The following is a 17,088-nucleotide window of genomic DNA, read 5'->3' as shown; positions in this document are numbered from 1 at the left end:
GAACCCCCTTTGTTACGCTGGTTCCCATGGCCCTCGGCAAGGACTACGCCCAGCAGCAGTGCTCCATCGCCCGCGCCCTGGAGATCGTCGGCGAGCGCTGGACGCTCCTCATCGTGCGCGACGCCTTCTACGGTGTCCGCCGTTACAGCGATTTCCTCGCCCACCTCGGCGCCCCCCGCGCCGTCCTCGCCGCCCGGCTCCAGGCGCTCGTCGAAGCCGGCGTCCTCGACCGCCGCCGCTACCAGGAGTCCCCGCCCCGCGACGAGTACGTCCTCACCGGGCGCGGCCTCGCCCTCTGGCCCGTCCTGTGGGCCCTCGGCGCCTGGGGGAGGGCGGAGGTGCCCGGCACCCTGCCCATGCGCGACTTCCACCACGCCGACTGCGGTACGGAACTGGGCGCGTCCGGCGAGTGCCCCGCCTGCCGCGTCCCGGTCGCGCCCGCCGACGTGGAGATGCGGCCCGGTGCCGGGCTCGACCCCGACCCCGCCGAGCCCGTCGCCCGGGCGCTCCTCGCGCCGCGCCGGCTGCTCACGCCGCTGGAGCCGGCGGCACATCAGGAACGCCGGGAACCTTCCCGTACGACCGTTCGTCCTACGTGACGGACAGTGAAGTTCAGGGAACGGGGGGCGTGATGAGCGGGAGTCTGGTCCTGCGGCGAGTCGCGCCCCTCGTCCTGCTCCCGATCCTGCTCGTGATCTCCTTCGCGGGGCTCGTCCTCGCGGACGGCTCCGTCGGCTCCGCCGTCGTCCTCGCCGTCTCCGCCGTCGCCTGCGCCTTCCTCGGAGTCCGTACGGCTCCGGCCGTGCCGCCCACGCGCATACGCACCGCGCTGCGCGACCGGGCCCGCCGTACGGCCTTCCTCCCGCAGCGCGACCCCGACGCCGCGGGCCGCCGCCGGCCCCGGGCGCCGGGGCTCCCCCTCCCGACGACCGCGTAGGCGCTCCCGCACCCCATCCGTACAGGCACGTACGCCGTACCCGTACGCGGCTCCCGCACGCCGTAGCCGTACCCGTACCCGTACCCGTACCCGTGCGCCGGACCGCTGCGCCGCACCCGTGCGCCGTAGCCGCGTCCACCCCCGCGAGACGCCTTCGCGCGGTCCGTCATGCCGAGAAGCACCACTCCGTCCCCGGCACGACGAACCCCGGAGGGTTCCCTTGTCCTTCTTCCCGTCCCCGCTCCTCGACGCCTTCTCCGCGCTCGTCGACCGGCTCGCCGCGCTGCTCCAGCCGTTCGCCGCGGACGCCTCGACCGCCCTCGCCGTCGTCCTCTTCACCGTGCTCGTCCGGCTCGCCGTCCACCCCCTCTCCCGCGCCGCCGTGCGGGGGCAGCAGGCCCGGGTGCGGCTCGCGCCCCGGATCGCCGCGCTCCAGGAGAAGCACAAGCGCCGGCCGGAGCGGCTCCAGCGGGCGATCCTGGACCTGCACGCCGAGGAGAAGGTCTCGCCGTTCGCGGGGATCCTGCCGAGCCTGCTCCAGGCGCCCGCCTTCCTCCTCCTGTACGCGCTCTTCTCCTCCGGCGACCGGATGGGCGGGCACGGGCTCTTCGCCGCGCCGCTCGACGGCCGCTGGACCGGGGCCCTCGGCGACGGCGGACCCTTCGGGCCGGCCGGGCTCGTCTACCTCGCCCTCTTCGCGGTGGCCCTCGCCGTCGCCGCGTACCAGTACCTCAGGACCCGCCGGGAGGCGCGGCAGGCCCGGGCCCTGGCCCGGTCCACGGCCCCGGCGCAGGGGCCCGCGGCGGCCGTGGGGCGGATCCTGCCGCTGCTCTCCTTCGGGACGGTCGTGACCGTCGCGTTCGTGCCGCTCGCCGTCGCGCTCTACCTCGTCACCAGCACCACCTGGGCCGTCGTCGAGCGCGCGCTACTCATGCGTAAGGGTCCGCAGGCTGAACGGGGTCTTGCGGGCTGAACGCGAGTCTTGGAGGATCGGACGATCCTCCGATGGCCGCACTCCATCGGCCGGGGCACCGAAGGGCCTCCCCCCGGGCCCACCTCGACCACAGGGAGAAGACCATGAAGCTGCTGCGAGTCGGCCCGCCGGGCGCCGAGCGTCCCGCCCTCCTCGACGGGGACGGGACCCTCCGTGACCTGTCCGCCTTCACCGAAGACGTCGACGGCAGTCTGCTCTCCGACACCGCCACGCTCGACCGGATCCGCGCCGCCGCCGAGGCCGGCGTGCTGCCCGCCTTCGGCGGCTCCGGCGACTCCACCGGGCTGCGCGTCGGCCCGCCGGTCGGCCGGATCGGCAAGGTCGTGTGCATCGGGCTGAACTACCACGGCCACGCCGCCGAGACCGGCCAGGCCACCCCGGCCGAGCCGGTCGTCTTCCTCAAGGCCGCCGACACCGTCGTCGGCCCGGACGACACCGTGCTCGTGCCGCGCGGCTCGGTGAAGACCGACTGGGAGGTCGAGCTGGCGATCGTCATCGGCCGGACCGCCCGCTACCTGGAGACCGACGAGGAGGCCCTGGCGCACGTCGCCGGGTACGCGCTCGCGCACGACGTCTCCGAGCGCGAGTTCCAGATCGAGCGCGGCGGCACGTGGGACAAGGGCAAGAACTGCGAGACCTTCAACCCGCTCGGGCCCTGGCTGGTCACCGCCGACGAGGTGCCCGACCCGCAGGACCTCACCCTGCGCCTCTGGGTCAACGGCGAGCTGAAGCAGGACGGCCACACCTCGGACCAGATCTTCCCGGTCGCAGAGGTCGTGCGGTACGTGAGCCGGTTCATGACCCTCTACCCCGGTGACGTCATCAACACCGGCACGCCCGCCGGTGTCGCCATGGGGCAGCCGGAGCCCAAGCCGTACCTCCGTCCCGGCGACGTCGTCGAGCTGGAGATCGAGGGCCTGGGCCGCCAGCGGCAGGAACTGAAGAGCGCCTGACGGGCCGCGCTTCCCGACGGTCCGTCACGCAGCCGGCGCCGTCGGGCCGCGCGGTCGGCGATTCTGGCGGAACCCCGCGTGGGATGCCGCCATTTTCGTCTCTTTTTATGCATATTGCCGCGTATGGAACCCGTGAAGACCGACCGCGTCCCTCGCCGCAGAGCCCGTCTCGCCCTCTCCGCCGCGACGGCGGTCCTCGCCGCCGGCGCCCTCGTCGGCGGGCTCGCCGTCACCGGCGTCGCCGATCCGCTCCCCGGCGGCCTCGGCCCCTGCAAGCCCGGTAAGTGCCCGCCCACGTACCCCGACATCAACAACGGCGACGTCGTGTGGCGCGACAACGCCATCAACGTCTACGTCGGCGGCGACTTCCTCGTCCGGGAGGCCGCCGCAGAGGCCGAGGGCAAGGTCGTCGTCCTCGGCAACGTCGACCAGGCCAAGCGCGCGGACGTCTCCCAGGTCTACAACGTCGGCATCGCGGGCGTCGGCTCGCGCGTCGTGCCCGACGACGACGAACCCTTCCTCAACGTCGGCGGGAACATCACCGTCGCCGGCGGCCAGCGCCTCCTCACCGAGGAGGGCACGATCAGCGGCGAGACGCTGTACGCGGGCACCGTCACCGGCACCGTGGTCCCGACGCCCGTCAAGAGCGCCTCCGCCGTCACCCCGTACCTCGCGCTGCGCGACCAGCTGACCGACGCCAGCCAGTGCTACGCGTACGTCGACGGGGCCTCCCGCACCGCCACCGGAACGGCCGTCAACAACGGCTCCGAGACCGTCTTCACCGGCGACGGCACCTCCGCGCTCCAGGTCTTCACCGTCGACTTCGACCTGGAGACGGCGGGTGGAGGGCAGCAGGGCATCGTCTTCGCGAACATCCCCGCGAACGCGACGGTCCTCGTCAACGTCCTCGGCGACGACCGCACCATCGACACCTACATCAACGGCCTGCCGGGGCTCCGCGACCGGCTGCTGTGGAACTTCCCCGACGCGACCCGGGTGAAGTTCGAGGGCACCGCGCAGTTCGCGGGAAGCGTCCTCGTCGGCAACCAGGCCAGCACGGCGACGATCACCATGCCGGGCATGAACGGCCGGTTCTTCACGACCGGCAACCTGACCCACGCCTCCGAACCGGGCGGGGGCGGCGGCCAGGAGATCCACAACTACCCGTTCGACGGCGACCTGCCGTCCTGCGACGAGGACCCCACGCCCACCGAGCCGACCCCGACGGAGCCGACCCCCACGGAGACCACGCCCACGCCGACCGAGCCCACCCCGACCGAGCCCACCCCGACCGAGCCGACGCCCACGGAGCCGACGCCGACCGAGCCGACCCCGACGGAACCCACTCCCACCGAGCCCACGCCCACCGAGCCCACGCCCACCGACCCCACGCCCACCGAGCCCACGCCCAGCCCGACCGACTCCGCCGACGGCGGCACGACGGACGGCGGAACGACGGACGGCGGCGGGTCCGACGGTGGCTACGGTGACGACACCGGCGGCCACCACGGCTCCGGCCCCGGCGGCGGCGGGGAACTCCCCGAGACCGGAGCCGGCACCGGGAAGGTCGTCATGGGGGTGACGGCGGCCGGCCTCGCCCTCGGCGGCGGCCTCCTCGTCGCCGTCAGCCGCCGGCGCCGTCGGTCGAACGGCGCAGCCTGACGGTGACGCCCTCGCGGGCCGACCGCCGCGCCGCCTCCAGGACGTCCAGGGCGTCGGCGGCCTCGTGCGCGGTGACCGGGTTCGGCCCGGTGCCGCGTACGGCGGCGGCGACGGCCGCGTAGTACGCCGGGTAGTCCCCCGGCACCGACTCGACCGGCGTCCCGCCGCCGGTCAGCGGGGACTCCCCGGAGCCGATCCGGCCCCACAGCGCCTCGGGCTCCTCGCCCCAGCCGGTGCCGGGGCCGGGCCGCAGCCCCTCGCGCAGCGCCGCCTCCTGCGGGTCGAGGCCGTACGTCACGAAGCCGGCGCGCTGCCCGAGCACCCGGAAGCGCGGGCCGAGCTGGGCGGTGGTGGCGCTCACGTACAGGTGGGAGCGGACGCCGTTCGCGTGGGTGAGCGCGAGGAAGGTGTCGTCGTCGGCCTCGGCGCCCGGGCGGCGCACGTCCGCCTCCGCGTACACGGAGACGGCCGGGCCGAAGAGGACCAGGGCCTGGTCGACGACGTGGCTGCCGAGGTCGTAGAGCAGACCGCCGACCTCCTCCGGGGCGCCGGACTCGCGCCAGCCGCCCTTGAGGCGCGGCCGCCACCGCTCGAAGCGGGACTCGAAGCGCTGGACCTCGCCGAGCTCGCCCTCGTCCAGGAGACGGCGGAGGGTGAGGAAGTCGCTGTCCCAGCGCCGGTTCTGGAAGACGGAGAGCAGCAGGCCGCGCTCCTCGGCGAGCGCGGCGAGGGCGCGGGCCTCGGCGGCGGTCGGGGCGAGCGGCTTGTCGACGACGACGGGCAGGCCGGCCCTCAGGGCGGCCTCGGCGAGCGGGACGTGGGTCTTGTTGGGGGAGGCGACCACGACGAGGTCCAGCTCGGGGGCCCCGTCCGCCCAGAGCTCCTCGGGCCGGGCGAGCACCTCGACGCCGGGGTACGCGGCCCGCGCCTCGGCGGCGCGCCCGGGGTCGCCGGTGGTGACGGCGGCGAGGGTCAGGCCGGGGGTGGCGGCGACGAGCGGGGCGTGGAAGACGGAGCCCGCGACGCCGTAGCCGACGAGGCCGACGCGGAGGGGGAGGGGGGTGGTCGTCATGGTCGCCACTTAAGCAACACTGTTGCCGAAGTGCAAACAGGGGGGAGAATGGGCGGGTGACGGTGATGAGGACGGACCCCGGCGGCGGCGCCAACCTGACGGCGCTGCGCGGCCACAACGCGGCGCTCGTCCTGGACCTGCTGCGGACGGCGGGGGAGGAGGGCATCAGCCGCCTGGAACTGGCCGCCCGCACCGGCCTCACCCCGCAGGCCGTCAGCAAGATCACCGCCCGGCTGCGCGCGGAGGGTCTGGCGGCGGAGGCCGGCCACCGTGCCTCGACCGGCGGCAAGCCCCGTACGGTCCTCCGCCTGGTCCCCGGGGCCGCGCACGCGATCGGCGTCCACCTCGACCGCGACGAACTGACCGTCGTCCTCACGGACCTCACCGGCACCCCGCTCGCCGTCCGCCGCCACCCGGTCACCCTGTCCGACGGCCCGCCCCGGGTCCTGGAGACCCTGGTCCAGGCCGTGCGAGCCCTCCTGGCGGAGGTGGCCCCACCGGTGCCGGAGGCGGCTCCGCCCATACCGGAAGCGGCCCCCCCCGTACCGGAGGCGGCCCCGCCCCTACCGGGCGCGGCTCCGCCCCGGCTCCGTGTGCTCGGGCTCGGGGTGGCGATGCCCGGGCCGTTGGAGCACCGGAGCGGGGTGGCGGGGCGGGTCACCGGGGCGGCGGTGTGGGACGGGTCCCCGGTGCGGGAGGCGCTGGAGGGGCGGCTCGGCCTGCCGGTCGTGCTCGACAAGGACACGAACGCCGCCGCCCTCGACCTCGCCGTCCGGCCCGGCGCGCCGCGCTCGTTCGCGTACGTCCACCTCGGTACGGGGCTCGGCGCCGGGCTCGTCGTGGGCGGGGTGCCGCTGCGGGGCGAGCGGACCGGGGCGGGCGAGCTCGGGCACCAGACCGTCCAGCTCGACGGGCCCCGCTGCGACTGCGGGGCGCACGGCTGCCTGGAGGTGCTGTGCCTGGCGGCGGTGGCGCGGGGCGAGCTGCCCGAGGCCGCCCGGATCCTCGGCGCCGGCGCGGCCAACCTGGTCCGGCTCCTCGACATCGACCGGGTCCTGCTCGGCGGCCGGGTGGTGCTCGGGGCGCCGGACGTCTTCGCGGACGGCGTCGCCGCCGTCCTCGCCGACCGGCGGCTCCCGACCCCGGTCGAGGTGACGGCCGTCCCGCACGCCGTGGCGCGCGGCGCCGCCCAGCTGGTCCTCGCCCCCGTCTTCGGCCTGGCCCCGCCGGCGCACCCGCGGTCCTACTCGTCGGAAGAGCGGACCATACGCTGATCGGGCGGATCCGGAACTCCCCGGCGGTGTCGCCGGGGAGTTCCGGGCCCGCCCTGTGGCAGCGTCGCGGGCGAGACGTACGTCCGCGAGCAGCAAAGGCAACCGCACATGGCATCCGCCCCCCGGCCCCTGCGCAGCGCCCGTGCCCTCGCCGCCGCGGCCGTCGCGCTGACGGGCACCCTGCTCCCCGCCCCCGCCGCCCCCGCCGCCTCCGCGGCCCCCGCTCCCGCGCCCGTCTGCGGCGCCGACTCCGGTTCCGGCTTCCCGCTCGAAACCCGGATCCAGGACGACGGCTCCGCCGACTACCCCGCCGGCGGGGCCTTCCGGAGCTGGGAACTGGAGGTGCGCAACACCACCGGGCGGGCCTGCACGCAGGTCCATCCGGTGCTCGTCCTCACCGACGAGAAGCGGGTGCTGCGGCCCGAGCAGATCCGGCTGGAGTTCTACGACGCGGACGGCGCCCGCTGGCGGCCCGTCGCCTTCGAGGCGACCGAGGAGGCGGAGAGCGTCGGCGCGTTCACCGGGGCCGAGGGCGCCGACAGCCCCGCCGGCACCGGAAACCCCACTCCCGCCGGTACCGGAACCCCCACTCCCACCGGCACCGGCACCGGAACCCCCGCCCCCGCCTCCGACTTCGACGGATTCGCCGTCCCCGCCCGCCGTACCGTCACCGTCCCCGTCCGGCTCGCCTTCCGCGCGGACGCCGTGCCCGACGAGGTCGTCGTCAACGCCGCGCTCGTCCAGCGCCGGGGCGCCGACGGCGACTGGGTCGGACGCTCCGACGACTACCGCCTCACGATCGGGCCGCCCGTCCCCGGCACCGCCCCCACCCCCGGCGTGCCGACCGGGCCCGCCGAGCCCCCGGCGTCCCCGTCCGCCGCCCCCACCCCCGTACCCGACCGGTCCCCCCTCCCGCCGCCGTCCTCCACCGACGCGGCCCCCGTCTCGCCGTCCCGGCCCGAACTCGCCCGCACGGGACGGGAGGAGGCCGCCCGCCTGGCTCCCTGGGCGGCGGCCCTCGCCCTCGCCGGCGCCCTCCTCGTCCGCGCCGGGCGCCGCCTGAGCGGCCGCTGACGCGCCGAACCGGCAGGTCACCCTCCGTACACCTTCCCGTTCACCCCCGTCTGCGACGATCGCCGGATGAACCACCACCACGCCCCCAGCGCCCCCGGCGCCCCCGTCCGTTCCGGTGTCCCGGAGCACGGCCGGGTGCCCAAGTACTACGCCGTGAAGGCGCGACTCGCCCTGCTCGTCGACGAGTTGGGGGAGGGGGGCGCGCTGCCGACCGAGCGCGACCTCGCCGTGCGCTACGAGGTGTCCCGGGAGACCGTCCGGCAGGCCCTGCGCGAGCTGCTCCTGGAGGGCAGGCTGCGCCGGCGGGGGCGGGGCACGGTCGTCGCCGGGCCCAAGCTCGAACAGCCGCTCTCCCTCGCGAGTTACACCGAGGGCGTCCGCCGCCAGGGCCGCCGCCCGGGCCGCAGCATCGTCTCCCTCGACCGCTTCCCCTGCACCGAGGCGCTCGCCCCCGAGGTCGGCGTGGCGCCCGGCGAGCCCGTCTGGCACATGGAGCGGGTGCTGCTCGCCGACGACGAGCGGGTCGGCCTGGAGAGCACGTACGTCTCCGAGGCCCGCGTCCCCGGCCTCGACACCGACTTCGACCCGGACTCCTCCTTCTACGGCTACCTCCGCGACCGGCTCGGCATCTCCTTCGGCGACGCCGACGAGCGGATCGAGACCGTGCTCGCCACCCCGCGCGAGGCCCTCCTCATCGGCACCCCGCCCGCCCTCCCGATGCTGCTCCTGCACCGCCTCTCCCGCGACGAGGACGGCCGCCCCCTGGAGCGGGTCCGCACCCTCTACCGGGGCGACCGCTTCAGCTTCACCACCCACCTCGGCCGCCAGGACTGAACGGACGGCACCCGATCTCCACCCCCTTCTGCATCACGAGAAGGTAACGGGTCTAGTCCAAGCTTGTCGGGCCGTTCACCGTCCCGTCGCCCACGCGACCGGCGCGGGCCACCCGCCGCCCCGACCGTGGACGGCATGAAGGTGATCGTCGTAGGAGCAGGCGTCGTGGGCACCATGCACGCCTGGCAGGCAGTGGAACGCGGCCACGAGGTCGTACACATCGAGCGCGAGGCCGAGGCGCGCGGAGCCTCCCTGAGGAACTTCGGCCAGATCTGGGTCAGCGGACGGGCGGGCGGCGAGGAGCTCGACACCGCCCTGCGCGCCCGCGAGCTGTGGGAGGGGATCGGCGCCCGCGTCCCCGGCCTCGGCTTCCGGGCCATCGGCTCCCTCACCCCCGTCCGGGGCGAGCTCGAACTGGCCGTCGCCGAGGCGGCCGTGGCCCGCCCGGACGCCCCCGCCCGCGGCTACAAGCTGCTCACCCCCGAGGAGGCGCGGGCGGTCAACCCGGCCCTGCGCGGCGCCTTCGACGCCGCCCTGTGGTGCGAGCGGGACGCCGCCGTCGAACCGCGCACCGCGCAGCTCGCCCTCCGCGAGGCCCTCCTCGCCACCGGCCGCTACACCTTCCTCCCGAACCGCGAGGTCCGCGAGGTCGTCGGCGAGCACGCCGTCCGCGACGACCACGGCGACCTGCACAGCGGCGACGCCGTCGTCCTGTGCACCGGCGCCTGGCTCTCCGGCCTCGTCCGCGAGGTCGCGGGGCCGGTACCCGTCCGCCGCGTCCGCCTCCAGATGATGCAGACCGCCCCCCTCGGCGAGCCGCTGACCACCTCCGTCGCCGACGCGGACTCCTTCCGCTACTACCCGGCCTACGCCTCCGAGGCCCTCGACGCGCTGGGCGCCGGCCAGGCACAGGACCCGACCGCCGCCGCCCACAAGATGCAGCTGCTCATGGTGCAGCGCCTCGACGGCGGGCTGACCATCGGCGACACCCACGAGTACGAGCACCCCTTCGCCTTCGACACCGTCGAGGACCCCTACGAGCACCTCGTCCGCGTCGTCGAGTCCCTGCTCGGCCGCCCGCTGCCGGCGATCCGCCGCCGCTGGGCCGGGGTGTACGCGCAGTGCGTGGACACCACCCGGGTCGTCCACCGCCAGCGGGTACGGGACGGGGTCTGGCTCGTGACCGGACCCGGCGGCCGCGGCATGACCTGCTCGCCCGCCATCGCCGAGACGACCGCGAACGAACTGGGCTGGTGACACACATGACCACGCAGAACACCCTCGACCTGATCGTCCTCGACATGGCCGGCACCACCGTCGCCGACGACGGCCTCGTCGAGCGCGCCTTCACGGCCGCCGCCGAACGCCTCGGCGAGGACCCGGCCACGATGATCGACCACGTCCGCGCCACCATGGGCGAGTCCAAGATCTCCGTCTTCCGCCACCTCCTCGGCGGCGACGAGACCCGCGCCCGGCAGGCCAACGCGGCCTTCGAGGAGGCGTACGGGGAGCTGGTCTCCGAGGGCCTGATCGCCCCGGTCCCCGGCGCCGCCGAGACCGTCGCGGAACTCCGCGGGCAGGGCCGTACCGTCGTCCTCACCACCGGCTTCGCCCGCGTCACCCAGGACGCCATCCTCGACGCGCTCGGCTGGCGGGACCTCGCCGACCTCACCCTCTGCCCGGCCGACGCCGGCGGCCGCGGCCGCCCGTACCCGGACATGGTCCTCGCCGCCTTCCTCCGCACCGGAGCCGTCGACGACGTGCGCCGGACCGTGGTCGCCGGCGACACCTCGTACGACATGCTCACCGGCGCCCGCTCCGGCGCCGGGATCGTCGCCGGCGTCCTCACCGGCGCCCACGGCGAGCCCGCCCTCACGGAGCACGGCGCCACCCACGTCCTCGCCTCCGTCGCCGATCTCCCCGCCGCGATACGGGAGTACGAGTCGTGACCAGCGGCATCCGCTTCGACGGCGTCTCCGTCGCCTACGGGGACACCACCGTCCTCGACGCGCTCACCCTCACCGTCGAACCCGGCGAGGTGATGGCCCTCCTCGGCCCCTCCGGCTCCGGCAAGACCACCGCCCTGCGGACCGTCGCCGGCTTCGTCCAGCCCTCCGCCGGCCGCGTGTACATCGGCGACCGGGACGTCACCGGCCTGCCGCCGTACAAGCGGGGCATCGGGATGGTCGTCCAGCAGTACGCCCTCTTCCCGCACCTGCGCGTCGACGAGAACGTCGCCTTCGGGCTCAAGGCCCGCAAGCACCCCAAGGCCGAGATCCCCGGCCGGGTCGCCGAGGCCCTGGAGATGACCGGGATGGGCGCCTACGCCAAGCGCCACCCCCGCGAGCTCTCCGGCGGACAGCAGCAGCGCGTCGCCATCGCCCGCGCCCTCGCCATCCGCCCCGACGTCCTCCTCCTCGACGAGCCGCTCTCCGCGCTCGACGCGCAGCTCCGCTCCGGGATGCTCGCCGAGCTGGCCCGGCTCCACCGCGAACTCCCCGACGTCTCCATCCTGTACGTCACCCACGACCAGGTCGAGGCGCTCACCCTCGCCGACCGGATCGCCGTCATGGACAAGGCACGGCTCCAGGACTGCGGCACCCCGCAGGAGCTGTACCGGCGGCCCCGCACCGCGTTCACCGCCTCCTTCGTCGGCAACGCCAACCTGCTGCCGGTCCGGGTCGGCTCCGACGGCGTCGAGTTCGCCGGCGCCGCCCTGAAGGTCCCGGTCGGCGACGCGGCCCCCGGCGCCTCCGCCACCCTCTGCGTCCGCCCCCACCTCATCGGCCTCGGCGAGGGCCCCAACGCCCTGCGCGGCCGGATCGCCGAGGTCCAGTGGCGGGGCGCCACCCACCGGCTGTACGTCGACGTCGACGGGCACCGCGTGAAGGCCGACGTGCGGGAGCTGCGGGACACGCCGCCGCTGGGCCAGGAGATCACCCTGCACTTCGCGCCGGAGGACGCGGTGCTGCTGGCGGCCGGGGTGAACGATGGCTAGCGCCTCGACCGCCCCGGCCTCCGCGCCGCCCGCCGTCGCGGAGGCCCGCCGCCCCCGGAGCCGTACCGTCCCCACCTGGGTCTGGGCCCTGCCGCCCATCGCCGTCCTCGGGGTGGTCTTCCTCTACCCGCTGGGGCTCGTCGTCCAGGAGTCGCTCGCGCCCGGCGCGTACGCCGACGTCTTCGCCTCCGCCTCGTTCCGGGACGCGCTGGTCACCACCGTGTGGCTCGCGGTCGGCGCCACCGTCGGCTGCCTCGTCCTCGGCTTCGTCCTCGCGCTGATCGTCGCCTTCGTGCCCTTCCCCGGGGCGAAGGCGGTCTCCCGCTTCATCGACGTCTTCCTCTCCTTCCCCTCCTTCCTCATCACCCTCGCCCTGCTCTTCGTGTACGGCACGGTCGGCATGGCCAACGGACTGTGGACGGGCGCCACGGGAGCCGCCGAGGGGCCGTTCCACTTCCTCACCACGCCGTGGGGCGTGCTCCTCGCCGAGATCACGTACTTCACGCCCTTCGTGATGCGGCCGCTGCTCGCCGCCTTCTCCCAGCTGGACACCGCCCAGCTGGAGGTGGCGTCCTCGCTCGGCGCCCGGCCCGCGCGGATCGTGCGGAAGGTGATCCTCCCCGAGGCGCTGCCCGCGCTCGCGGCCGGCGGCAGCCTCGTCCTCGTCATGTGCCTCAACGAGTTCGGCATCGTCCTCTTCACCGGCGCCAAGGGCGTCACGACCCTCCCGATGCTCGTCTACTCCAAGGCCATCCTCGAATCCGACTACGCCGCCGCCTGCGTCGTCGCCGTCGTCAACGTCGCGATCTCCGTCGGCCTCTACGCCGTCTACCGGGTGGTGAGCAAGCGTGCTGGTGCATAGCCGTACCGGACGGTGGGCGTCCTGGCTCGCCTTCGCGGTCCTCTTCGTACCGCTCTTCGCCGTCCCCCTCCTCGTCATCGTCGCCGCCTCCCTCTCCACCCACTGGTCCGGCGCCTTCCCCTCCGGGCCGACCACCGAGCACTACGCGGCCGCCGTCCGCGGCGAGTCCCTCCAGGCCCTGACGACCAGCCTCGTCACCGCCGTCGCCGCGAGCCTCCTCGCCCTCGCCCTCGGCACCTGGGCCGCGCTCACCGCCGCCGCCCTGCGCGGCAGGGGCCGCCGGATCCTCGACGCGCTGTTCGTGCTGCCGCTCGCCGTGCCGTCGGTGGTGGTCGGCCTCGCCGTCCTGGTGGCCTTCTCCCGGCCGCCGCTGCTCCTCAACGGCACCCGCTGGATCGTGATCCTGGCCCACACGGTCCTGGTCACGGCCTTCGCCCACCAGTCGGTCTCGGCGGCCATCCGCCGCCTCGACCCCCTGTACGAGCAGGCGGCGGCCGGACTCGGCGCCCGCCCCTCGTACGTCCTGTTCCGGGTCAAGCTGCCCCTGCTGCTGCCCTCGCTGAGCGCCGCCGCCGGGCTCTGCTTCGCCCTGTCCATGGGAGAGCTGAGCGCCACGATGATGCTCTACCCGCCGGACTGGATGCCGCTGCCGGTGCTGGTCTTCACCGCCACCGACCGCGGGTCCCTCTTCACCGGATCGGCGCTGGCCGTGGTCCTCATGGCCACGACCCTGCTGGTCCTGCTCGCCGTCTCCCGTATCCGCACCAGAGCGTCCTACCGATAACCCTCACGCAGGAGAAGAACGACGTTATGCGCATGTACGCCAAGCCGGTCGCCGCCGTCACCGGAGCCCTCGCCCTCGCCGCCTCCCTCACCGCCTGCGGCGGCTCCTCCGCCGCCTCCGACGAGAAGGTCGTCACCGTCTACAGCGCCGACGGCCTCAAGGGCGAGAAGGGCGACGGCTGGTACGACAAGGTCTTCGCCGACTTCGAGAAGGAGACCGGCATCAAGGTGAAGTACGTCGAGGGCGGCTCCGGGGAGATGGTCCAGCGGGCCCTCCGCGAGAAGTCCAACACGCAGGCCGACGTCATCGTCACCCTCCCGCCCTTCATCCAGCAGGCCGGCTCCAAGGGCCTCCTGCAGAAGTACACGCCGAAGGGCGCCGATCAGGTCGACGGCGCCGACAAGGCCGCCGACGGCTCCTGGACCTCCGTCGTCAACAACTACTTCGGCTTCATCCACAACAAGAAGGAGCTGCCCGAGGCCCCCGGCACCTGGGAGGCCCTCCTCGACGGGAAGTTCAGGAACAAGCTCCAGTACTCCACCCCCGGCGTCGCCGGCGACGGCACCGCCGTCCTCATCAAGGCCATGCACGACTTCGGCGGCCAGGCGCCCGCCATGGAGTACCTGAAGAAGCTCCAGGCCAACAACGTCGGCCCGTCCTCCTCCACCTCCAAGCTCGCCCCCAAGGTCGACAAGGGCGAACTCCTCGTCGCCAACGGCGACGTGCAGATGAACTTCGCCCAGGCCAAGTCCATGCCGAACCTCGCCATCTGGTTCCCGGCCAAGGAGGGCGGCAAGCCCACCACCTTCGCCCTGCCCTACGCCGCCGGACTCGTCGACAGGGCCCCGCACACCGAGAACGGCAAGAAGCTCCTCGACTTCATGCTGGGCGAGGGCGCCCAGCGCGAGGTCAGCGCCGTCGGCGGCGGCTTCCCCGCCCGCAAGGACATCAAGGCCACCGACGCCAACGCCATCGAGCTGGCGAAGCTGATCGAGGGCGTCGAGATCTTCGAGCCGGACTGGGCCGACATCGACACGAACCTGTCGTCCTACGTGGACGCGTGGAAGTCCGCGACCGGCAGCTGAGAGTTCACCGCACGTCCCCTCGACCCCCTCCGCAGATAGCGGAAAGATAACGGGTACGGACCAACGCCCCTGAGAAGTCAGGGGCGTTGGTGTGCGTATCCACCCCTTTCCCCCTCTCGTGGAGGACACCGACATGCCGCTCCCCGGCATCTCCCGCCGTACCGTGCTCGCCGCCGGCGCCGCCGGTACGGCCCTCGCCGCCACCGGCCTCGCCACCGCCCCCGCCGCCCAGGCGGCCGCCGCCCCGACGCTCCCGAACGGCACGAGCCCCGACAAGGTCCTCGTCGTCGGCATGGACGGCCTGCGGTACGACCGCATCGACGCCGCGAACGCCCCCGCCCTCAAGTCCCTGATGGCGAACGGCACCTACGGCCGCTCCCTGCTCTACGCCAACCCGATGGCCGCGACCTCCTCCGGCCCCGGCTGGTCGACCATCTCCACCGGCGTCTGGCCCGACAAGCACGGCGTCAGGGACAACACCTTCACCGGCAAGAACTACGCCAAGTACCCCGGATTCCTGGCCCGGTTGAACCAGGTCCGCCCCGGCCTCTCGCTCTTCGCCGCCGTCGACTGGCCCGAGCTCGACACCCACGGCACGGTCACCCCCGGCGCCGACGCCAAGCTCGTCTACAACAACAACTACGTCGTCAACGACGCCGTCATCACCGACCTCACCGAGCAGGTCCTGCGTGACCAGAACCCGGACGTCCTCTTCGTCTACTTCGGCGAGACCGACGAGATCGGCCACAACCACGGCGCCGCCAGCCAGAAGTACCTCGACGCCATCGCCGTCCAGGACGGCTACCTCGGCCGCCTCCTCACCGCGATCAAGGCCCGTCCCACGTACGCCTCCGAGCGCTGGACCGTGATCGTCACCACCGACCACGGCCACACCGACGCCGGCGGCCACGGCGGCTCCGCCATCGAGGAGCGCCGCACCTTCGTCCTCGCGCAGGGCCCCGGCATCGCCGCCGGCGCCCGCCCGATCGACACCCGGCTCGTCGACGTCGCCGCCACCGTCTTCCGCCAGCTCGGCATCGTCCCCGACCCGTCCTGGGGCCTCGACGGCAAGCCGATCCAGGACCGCTCCACCGACCCCTTCGACGCCCTGTACGGCTCGCTGGGCGGCCGGGTCGACGAGACCGGCATCCCCGCCGGAGTCCTCGGCTTCACCCACACCCCGCCCGCCGGCTGGTCCGTCATCAACGGCGCCATGGGCACCGGCGGCGTGACCGAGTGGCGCGGCTGGTCCTTCGCCACCGACGAGTTCTGGTCCCGCGCCCAGCGCGACCAGTCCCGCGAGCTCAACGTCCGCGCCCGCGGCGTCTTCGCCGTCGCCGACTCCGACGAGTGGGCGGACAAGTCCTTCTCCGGCGCGTACGACACGACCCTGGTCACCCCGGCGTACGCGGTCACCGGCGCCGCCCGCGTCACCCTCGGCTTCACCACCCTCTACCGCCAGGAGGGCTCCCAGGTCGCCCAGGTGCTCGCCTCCTTCAACGGCGGCACCCCGACCCTCGTCAAGAGCTACACCTCCGACGTGATCTCCCAGCCCCAGTCCCTCTCCGTCCCGGTCCCCGCCGGCGCCTCGAACGTCAGCTTCCGCTTCCGCTACACCGGCTCCAACAACTGGTACTGGACGCTCGACGGGGTCACCGTGACCACTTCCTGACCTACGCTGGGGGCGTCGCCACAGCGCAGTCGCGTCGCCCCCAGCACACGCACGACTTGTACGGCAGGAGTCCCGCACCCATGGCAGAGCGCAAGCCGATCGAATCCTGGCTCACCGACATGGACGGCGTCCTCATCCACGAGGGCGTTCCGATCCCCGGCGCCGAGGCGTTCATCAGGAAGCTGCGGGAGACCGGGAAGCCGTTCCTGGTCCTCACCAACAACTCGATCTACACCGCCCGCGACCTGCACGCCCGGCTGCTCCGCATGGGCCTCGACGTCCCCGTCGAGAACATCTGGACCTCGGCGCTCGCCACCGCCAAGTTCCTCGACGACCAGCGCCCCGGCGGCACCGCGTACGTCATCGGCGAGGCCGGCCTCACCACCGCCCTCCACGACATCGGCTACGTCCTCACCGACCACGACCCCGACTACGTGGTCCTCGGCGAGACCCGCACGTACTCCTTCGAGGCCATGACCAAGGCCGTCCGCCTCATCAACGCCGGCGCCCGCTTCATCTGCACCAACCCCGACGAGACCGGCCCCTCCCTGGAGGGCCCGCTCCCCGCCACCGGCTCCGTCGCCGCCCTCATCAGCAAGGCCACCGGCAAGCAGCCGTACTTCGCCGGCAAGCCCAACCCGCTGATGATGCGCACCGGGCTCAACGCGATCGGCGCCCACTCCGAGACCAGCGCCATGATCGGCGACCGGATGGACACCGACATCCTGGCGGGCCTGGAAGCGGGCATGCAGACCTTCCTCGTCCTCACCGGCCTCACCTCGGAGGCCGAGATCGACCGCTTCCCCTTCCGCCCCTCCAAGGTCGTGAAGTCGATCGCGGACCTCGTCGACCGCGTGTAGTCCGCGACCGCGTGCAGTCCGCACGCT

Annotated in this window: 17 protein-coding genes; 16 read left to right on the top strand and 1 reads right to left on the bottom strand. The window is 73.9% G+C overall.

What is annotated here, in order from left to right; genetic code table 11:
* Window positions 1–26 precede the first annotated feature (26 nt).
* From ABZ621_RS12310 to ABZ621_RS12290, 5 genes are all read left to right on the top strand, one after another.
* Window positions 27–599: a helix-turn-helix domain-containing protein gene (locus tag ABZ621_RS12310; protein WP_360603417.1), complete on the top strand. Its 573-nt coding sequence runs from the start codon at window positions 27–29 to the stop codon at window positions 597–599.
* A 32-nt stretch (window positions 600–631) separates the two neighbouring features.
* Complete coding sequence (locus ABZ621_RS12305; RefSeq protein WP_360603415.1) at window positions 632–937, top strand: DUF6412 domain-containing protein; 306 nt, start codon at window positions 632–634, stop codon at window positions 935–937.
* 220 nt (window positions 938–1,157) lie between these two features.
* Entirely contained in the window at window positions 1,158–1,910 is a 753-nt protein-coding gene (locus tag ABZ621_RS12300; protein WP_360603413.1) for a YidC/Oxa1 family membrane protein insertase, read from the top strand.
* Between the two features lie 104 nt (window positions 1,911–2,014).
* The gene (locus tag ABZ621_RS12295; protein ID WP_360603411.1) at window positions 2,015–2,884 is read left to right on the top strand and encodes a fumarylacetoacetate hydrolase family protein; all 870 of its coding nucleotides are present in this window, start codon (window positions 2,015–2,017) and stop codon (window positions 2,882–2,884) included.
* Between the two features lie 123 nt (window positions 2,885–3,007).
* A complete protein-coding gene (locus ABZ621_RS12290; protein ID WP_360603409.1) occupies window positions 3,008–4,546 on the top strand; it encodes a choice-of-anchor A family protein in 1,539 nt (512 codons plus the stop codon).
* Here the strand turns inward: ABZ621_RS12290 and ABZ621_RS12285 are convergent.
* Complete coding sequence (locus tag ABZ621_RS12285; RefSeq protein ID WP_360603407.1) at window positions 4,509–5,618, bottom strand: Gfo/Idh/MocA family oxidoreductase; 1,110 nt, start codon at window positions 5,616–5,618, stop codon at window positions 4,509–4,511. The two genes, ABZ621_RS12290 and ABZ621_RS12285, sit on opposite strands and share 38 nt — an antisense overlap.
* Before the next feature lie 65 nt (window positions 5,619–5,683).
* Here ABZ621_RS12285 and ABZ621_RS12280 point away from each other — a divergent pair, with 65 nt between their 5' ends.
* The 11 genes from ABZ621_RS12280 to ABZ621_RS12230 all read left to right on the top strand — a co-directional run bounded on the left by ABZ621_RS12280 (window position 5,684) and on the right by ABZ621_RS12230 (window position 17,061).
* On the top strand, window positions 5,684–6,892 hold the full coding sequence (locus tag ABZ621_RS12280; protein ID WP_360603563.1) for an ROK family transcriptional regulator: 1,209 nt from the start codon (window positions 5,684–5,686) through the stop codon (window positions 6,890–6,892).
* 108 nt (window positions 6,893–7,000) lie between these two features.
* Entirely contained in the window at window positions 7,001–7,966 is a 966-nt protein-coding gene (locus ABZ621_RS12275) for a hypothetical protein (protein ID WP_360603405.1), read from the top strand.
* A gap of 66 nt (window positions 7,967–8,032) precedes the next feature.
* Window positions 8,033–8,800 carry a GntR family transcriptional regulator gene (locus ABZ621_RS12270; RefSeq protein ID WP_360603404.1) on the top strand — a complete coding sequence of 256 codons (768 nt, stop codon included), beginning with the start codon at window positions 8,033–8,035 and terminating at the stop codon, window positions 8,798–8,800.
* Between the two features lie 135 nt (window positions 8,801–8,935).
* Window positions 8,936–10,057: a TIGR03364 family FAD-dependent oxidoreductase gene (locus ABZ621_RS12265; protein ID WP_360603402.1), complete on the top strand. Its 1,122-nt coding sequence runs from the start codon at window positions 8,936–8,938 to the stop codon at window positions 10,055–10,057.
* A gap of 5 nt (window positions 10,058–10,062) precedes the next feature.
* Complete coding sequence (locus ABZ621_RS12260; protein ID WP_360603400.1) at window positions 10,063–10,749, top strand: phosphonatase-like hydrolase; 687 nt, start codon at window positions 10,063–10,065, stop codon at window positions 10,747–10,749.
* Complete coding sequence (locus ABZ621_RS12255; protein WP_360603398.1) at window positions 10,746–11,798, top strand: ABC transporter ATP-binding protein; 1,053 nt, start codon at window positions 10,746–10,748, stop codon at window positions 11,796–11,798. Before ABZ621_RS12260 ends, ABZ621_RS12255 begins: the two co-directional genes overlap by 4 nt.
* On the top strand, window positions 11,791–12,660 hold the full coding sequence (locus tag ABZ621_RS12250; protein WP_360603396.1) for a 2-aminoethylphosphonate ABC transporter permease subunit: 870 nt from the start codon (window positions 11,791–11,793) through the stop codon (window positions 12,658–12,660). Before ABZ621_RS12255 ends, ABZ621_RS12250 begins: the two co-directional genes overlap by 8 nt.
* Window positions 12,647–13,444 (top strand): ABC transporter permease subunit, encoded by a 798-nt coding sequence (locus tag ABZ621_RS12245; RefSeq protein WP_360603394.1) that lies wholly within the window; start codon window positions 12,647–12,649, stop codon window positions 13,442–13,444. The genes ABZ621_RS12250 and ABZ621_RS12245 overlap by 14 nt, the downstream gene beginning before the upstream one ends.
* A 26-nt stretch (window positions 13,445–13,470) precedes the next feature.
* Window positions 13,471–14,529, top strand: a complete 1,059-nt coding sequence (locus ABZ621_RS12240; RefSeq protein ID WP_360603392.1) for a 2-aminoethylphosphonate ABC transporter substrate-binding protein — start codon at window positions 13,471–13,473, stop codon at window positions 14,527–14,529.
* 133 nt (window positions 14,530–14,662) lie between these two features.
* Entirely contained in the window at window positions 14,663–16,201 is a 1,539-nt protein-coding gene (locus ABZ621_RS12235; protein WP_360603390.1) for an alkaline phosphatase family protein, read from the top strand.
* A gap of 80 nt (window positions 16,202–16,281) precedes the next feature.
* Window positions 16,282–17,061 (top strand): HAD-IIA family hydrolase, encoded by a 780-nt coding sequence (locus tag ABZ621_RS12230; protein WP_360603388.1) that lies wholly within the window; start codon window positions 16,282–16,284, stop codon window positions 17,059–17,061.
* Window positions 17,062–17,088 lie beyond the last annotated feature (27 nt).

This window comes from Streptomyces sp. NPDC007863 (genome assembly GCF_040633895.1).
GTDB lineage: Bacteria > Actinomycetota > Actinomycetes > Streptomycetales > Streptomycetaceae > Streptomyces.
Note: the sequence above shows the minus strand (reverse complement) of the source record. Positions and strands in the feature narration are given on the sequence as shown.

Excerpts from the sequence above, each read along its gene's own strand:
- ABZ621_RS12310 (WP_360603417.1), top strand. The coding sequence starts at position 27 with ATGGCCCTCGGCAAGGACTACGCCCAGCAGCAGTGCTCCATCGCCCGC.
- ABZ621_RS12305 (WP_360603415.1), top strand. The coding sequence starts at position 632 with ATGAGCGGGAGTCTGGTCCTGCGGCGAGTCGCGCCCCTCGTCCTGCTC.
- ABZ621_RS12295 (WP_360603411.1), top strand. The coding sequence starts at position 2,015 with ATGAAGCTGCTGCGAGTCGGCCCGCCGGGCGCCGAGCGTCCCGCCCTC.
- ABZ621_RS12290 (WP_360603409.1), top strand. The coding sequence starts at position 3,008 with ATGGAACCCGTGAAGACCGACCGCGTCCCTCGCCGCAGAGCCCGTCTC.
- ABZ621_RS12285 (WP_360603407.1), bottom strand. The coding sequence starts at position 5,618 with ATGACGACCACCCCCCTCCCCCTCCGCGTCGGCCTCGTCGGCTACGGC.
- ABZ621_RS12280 (WP_360603563.1), top strand. The coding sequence starts at position 5,684 with ATGAGGACGGACCCCGGCGGCGGCGCCAACCTGACGGCGCTGCGCGGC.
- ABZ621_RS12275 (WP_360603405.1), top strand. The coding sequence starts at position 7,001 with ATGGCATCCGCCCCCCGGCCCCTGCGCAGCGCCCGTGCCCTCGCCGCC.
- ABZ621_RS12270 (WP_360603404.1), top strand. The coding sequence starts at position 8,033 with ATGAACCACCACCACGCCCCCAGCGCCCCCGGCGCCCCCGTCCGTTCC.
- ABZ621_RS12265 (WP_360603402.1), top strand. The coding sequence starts at position 8,936 with ATGAAGGTGATCGTCGTAGGAGCAGGCGTCGTGGGCACCATGCACGCC.
- ABZ621_RS12260 (WP_360603400.1), top strand. The coding sequence starts at position 10,063 with ATGACCACGCAGAACACCCTCGACCTGATCGTCCTCGACATGGCCGGC.
- ABZ621_RS12250 (WP_360603396.1), top strand. The coding sequence starts at position 11,791 with ATGGCTAGCGCCTCGACCGCCCCGGCCTCCGCGCCGCCCGCCGTCGCG.
- ABZ621_RS12240 (WP_360603392.1), top strand. The coding sequence starts at position 13,471 with ATGCGCATGTACGCCAAGCCGGTCGCCGCCGTCACCGGAGCCCTCGCC.
- ABZ621_RS12235 (WP_360603390.1), top strand. The coding sequence starts at position 14,663 with ATGCCGCTCCCCGGCATCTCCCGCCGTACCGTGCTCGCCGCCGGCGCC.
- ABZ621_RS12230 (WP_360603388.1), top strand. The coding sequence starts at position 16,282 with ATGGCAGAGCGCAAGCCGATCGAATCCTGGCTCACCGACATGGACGGC.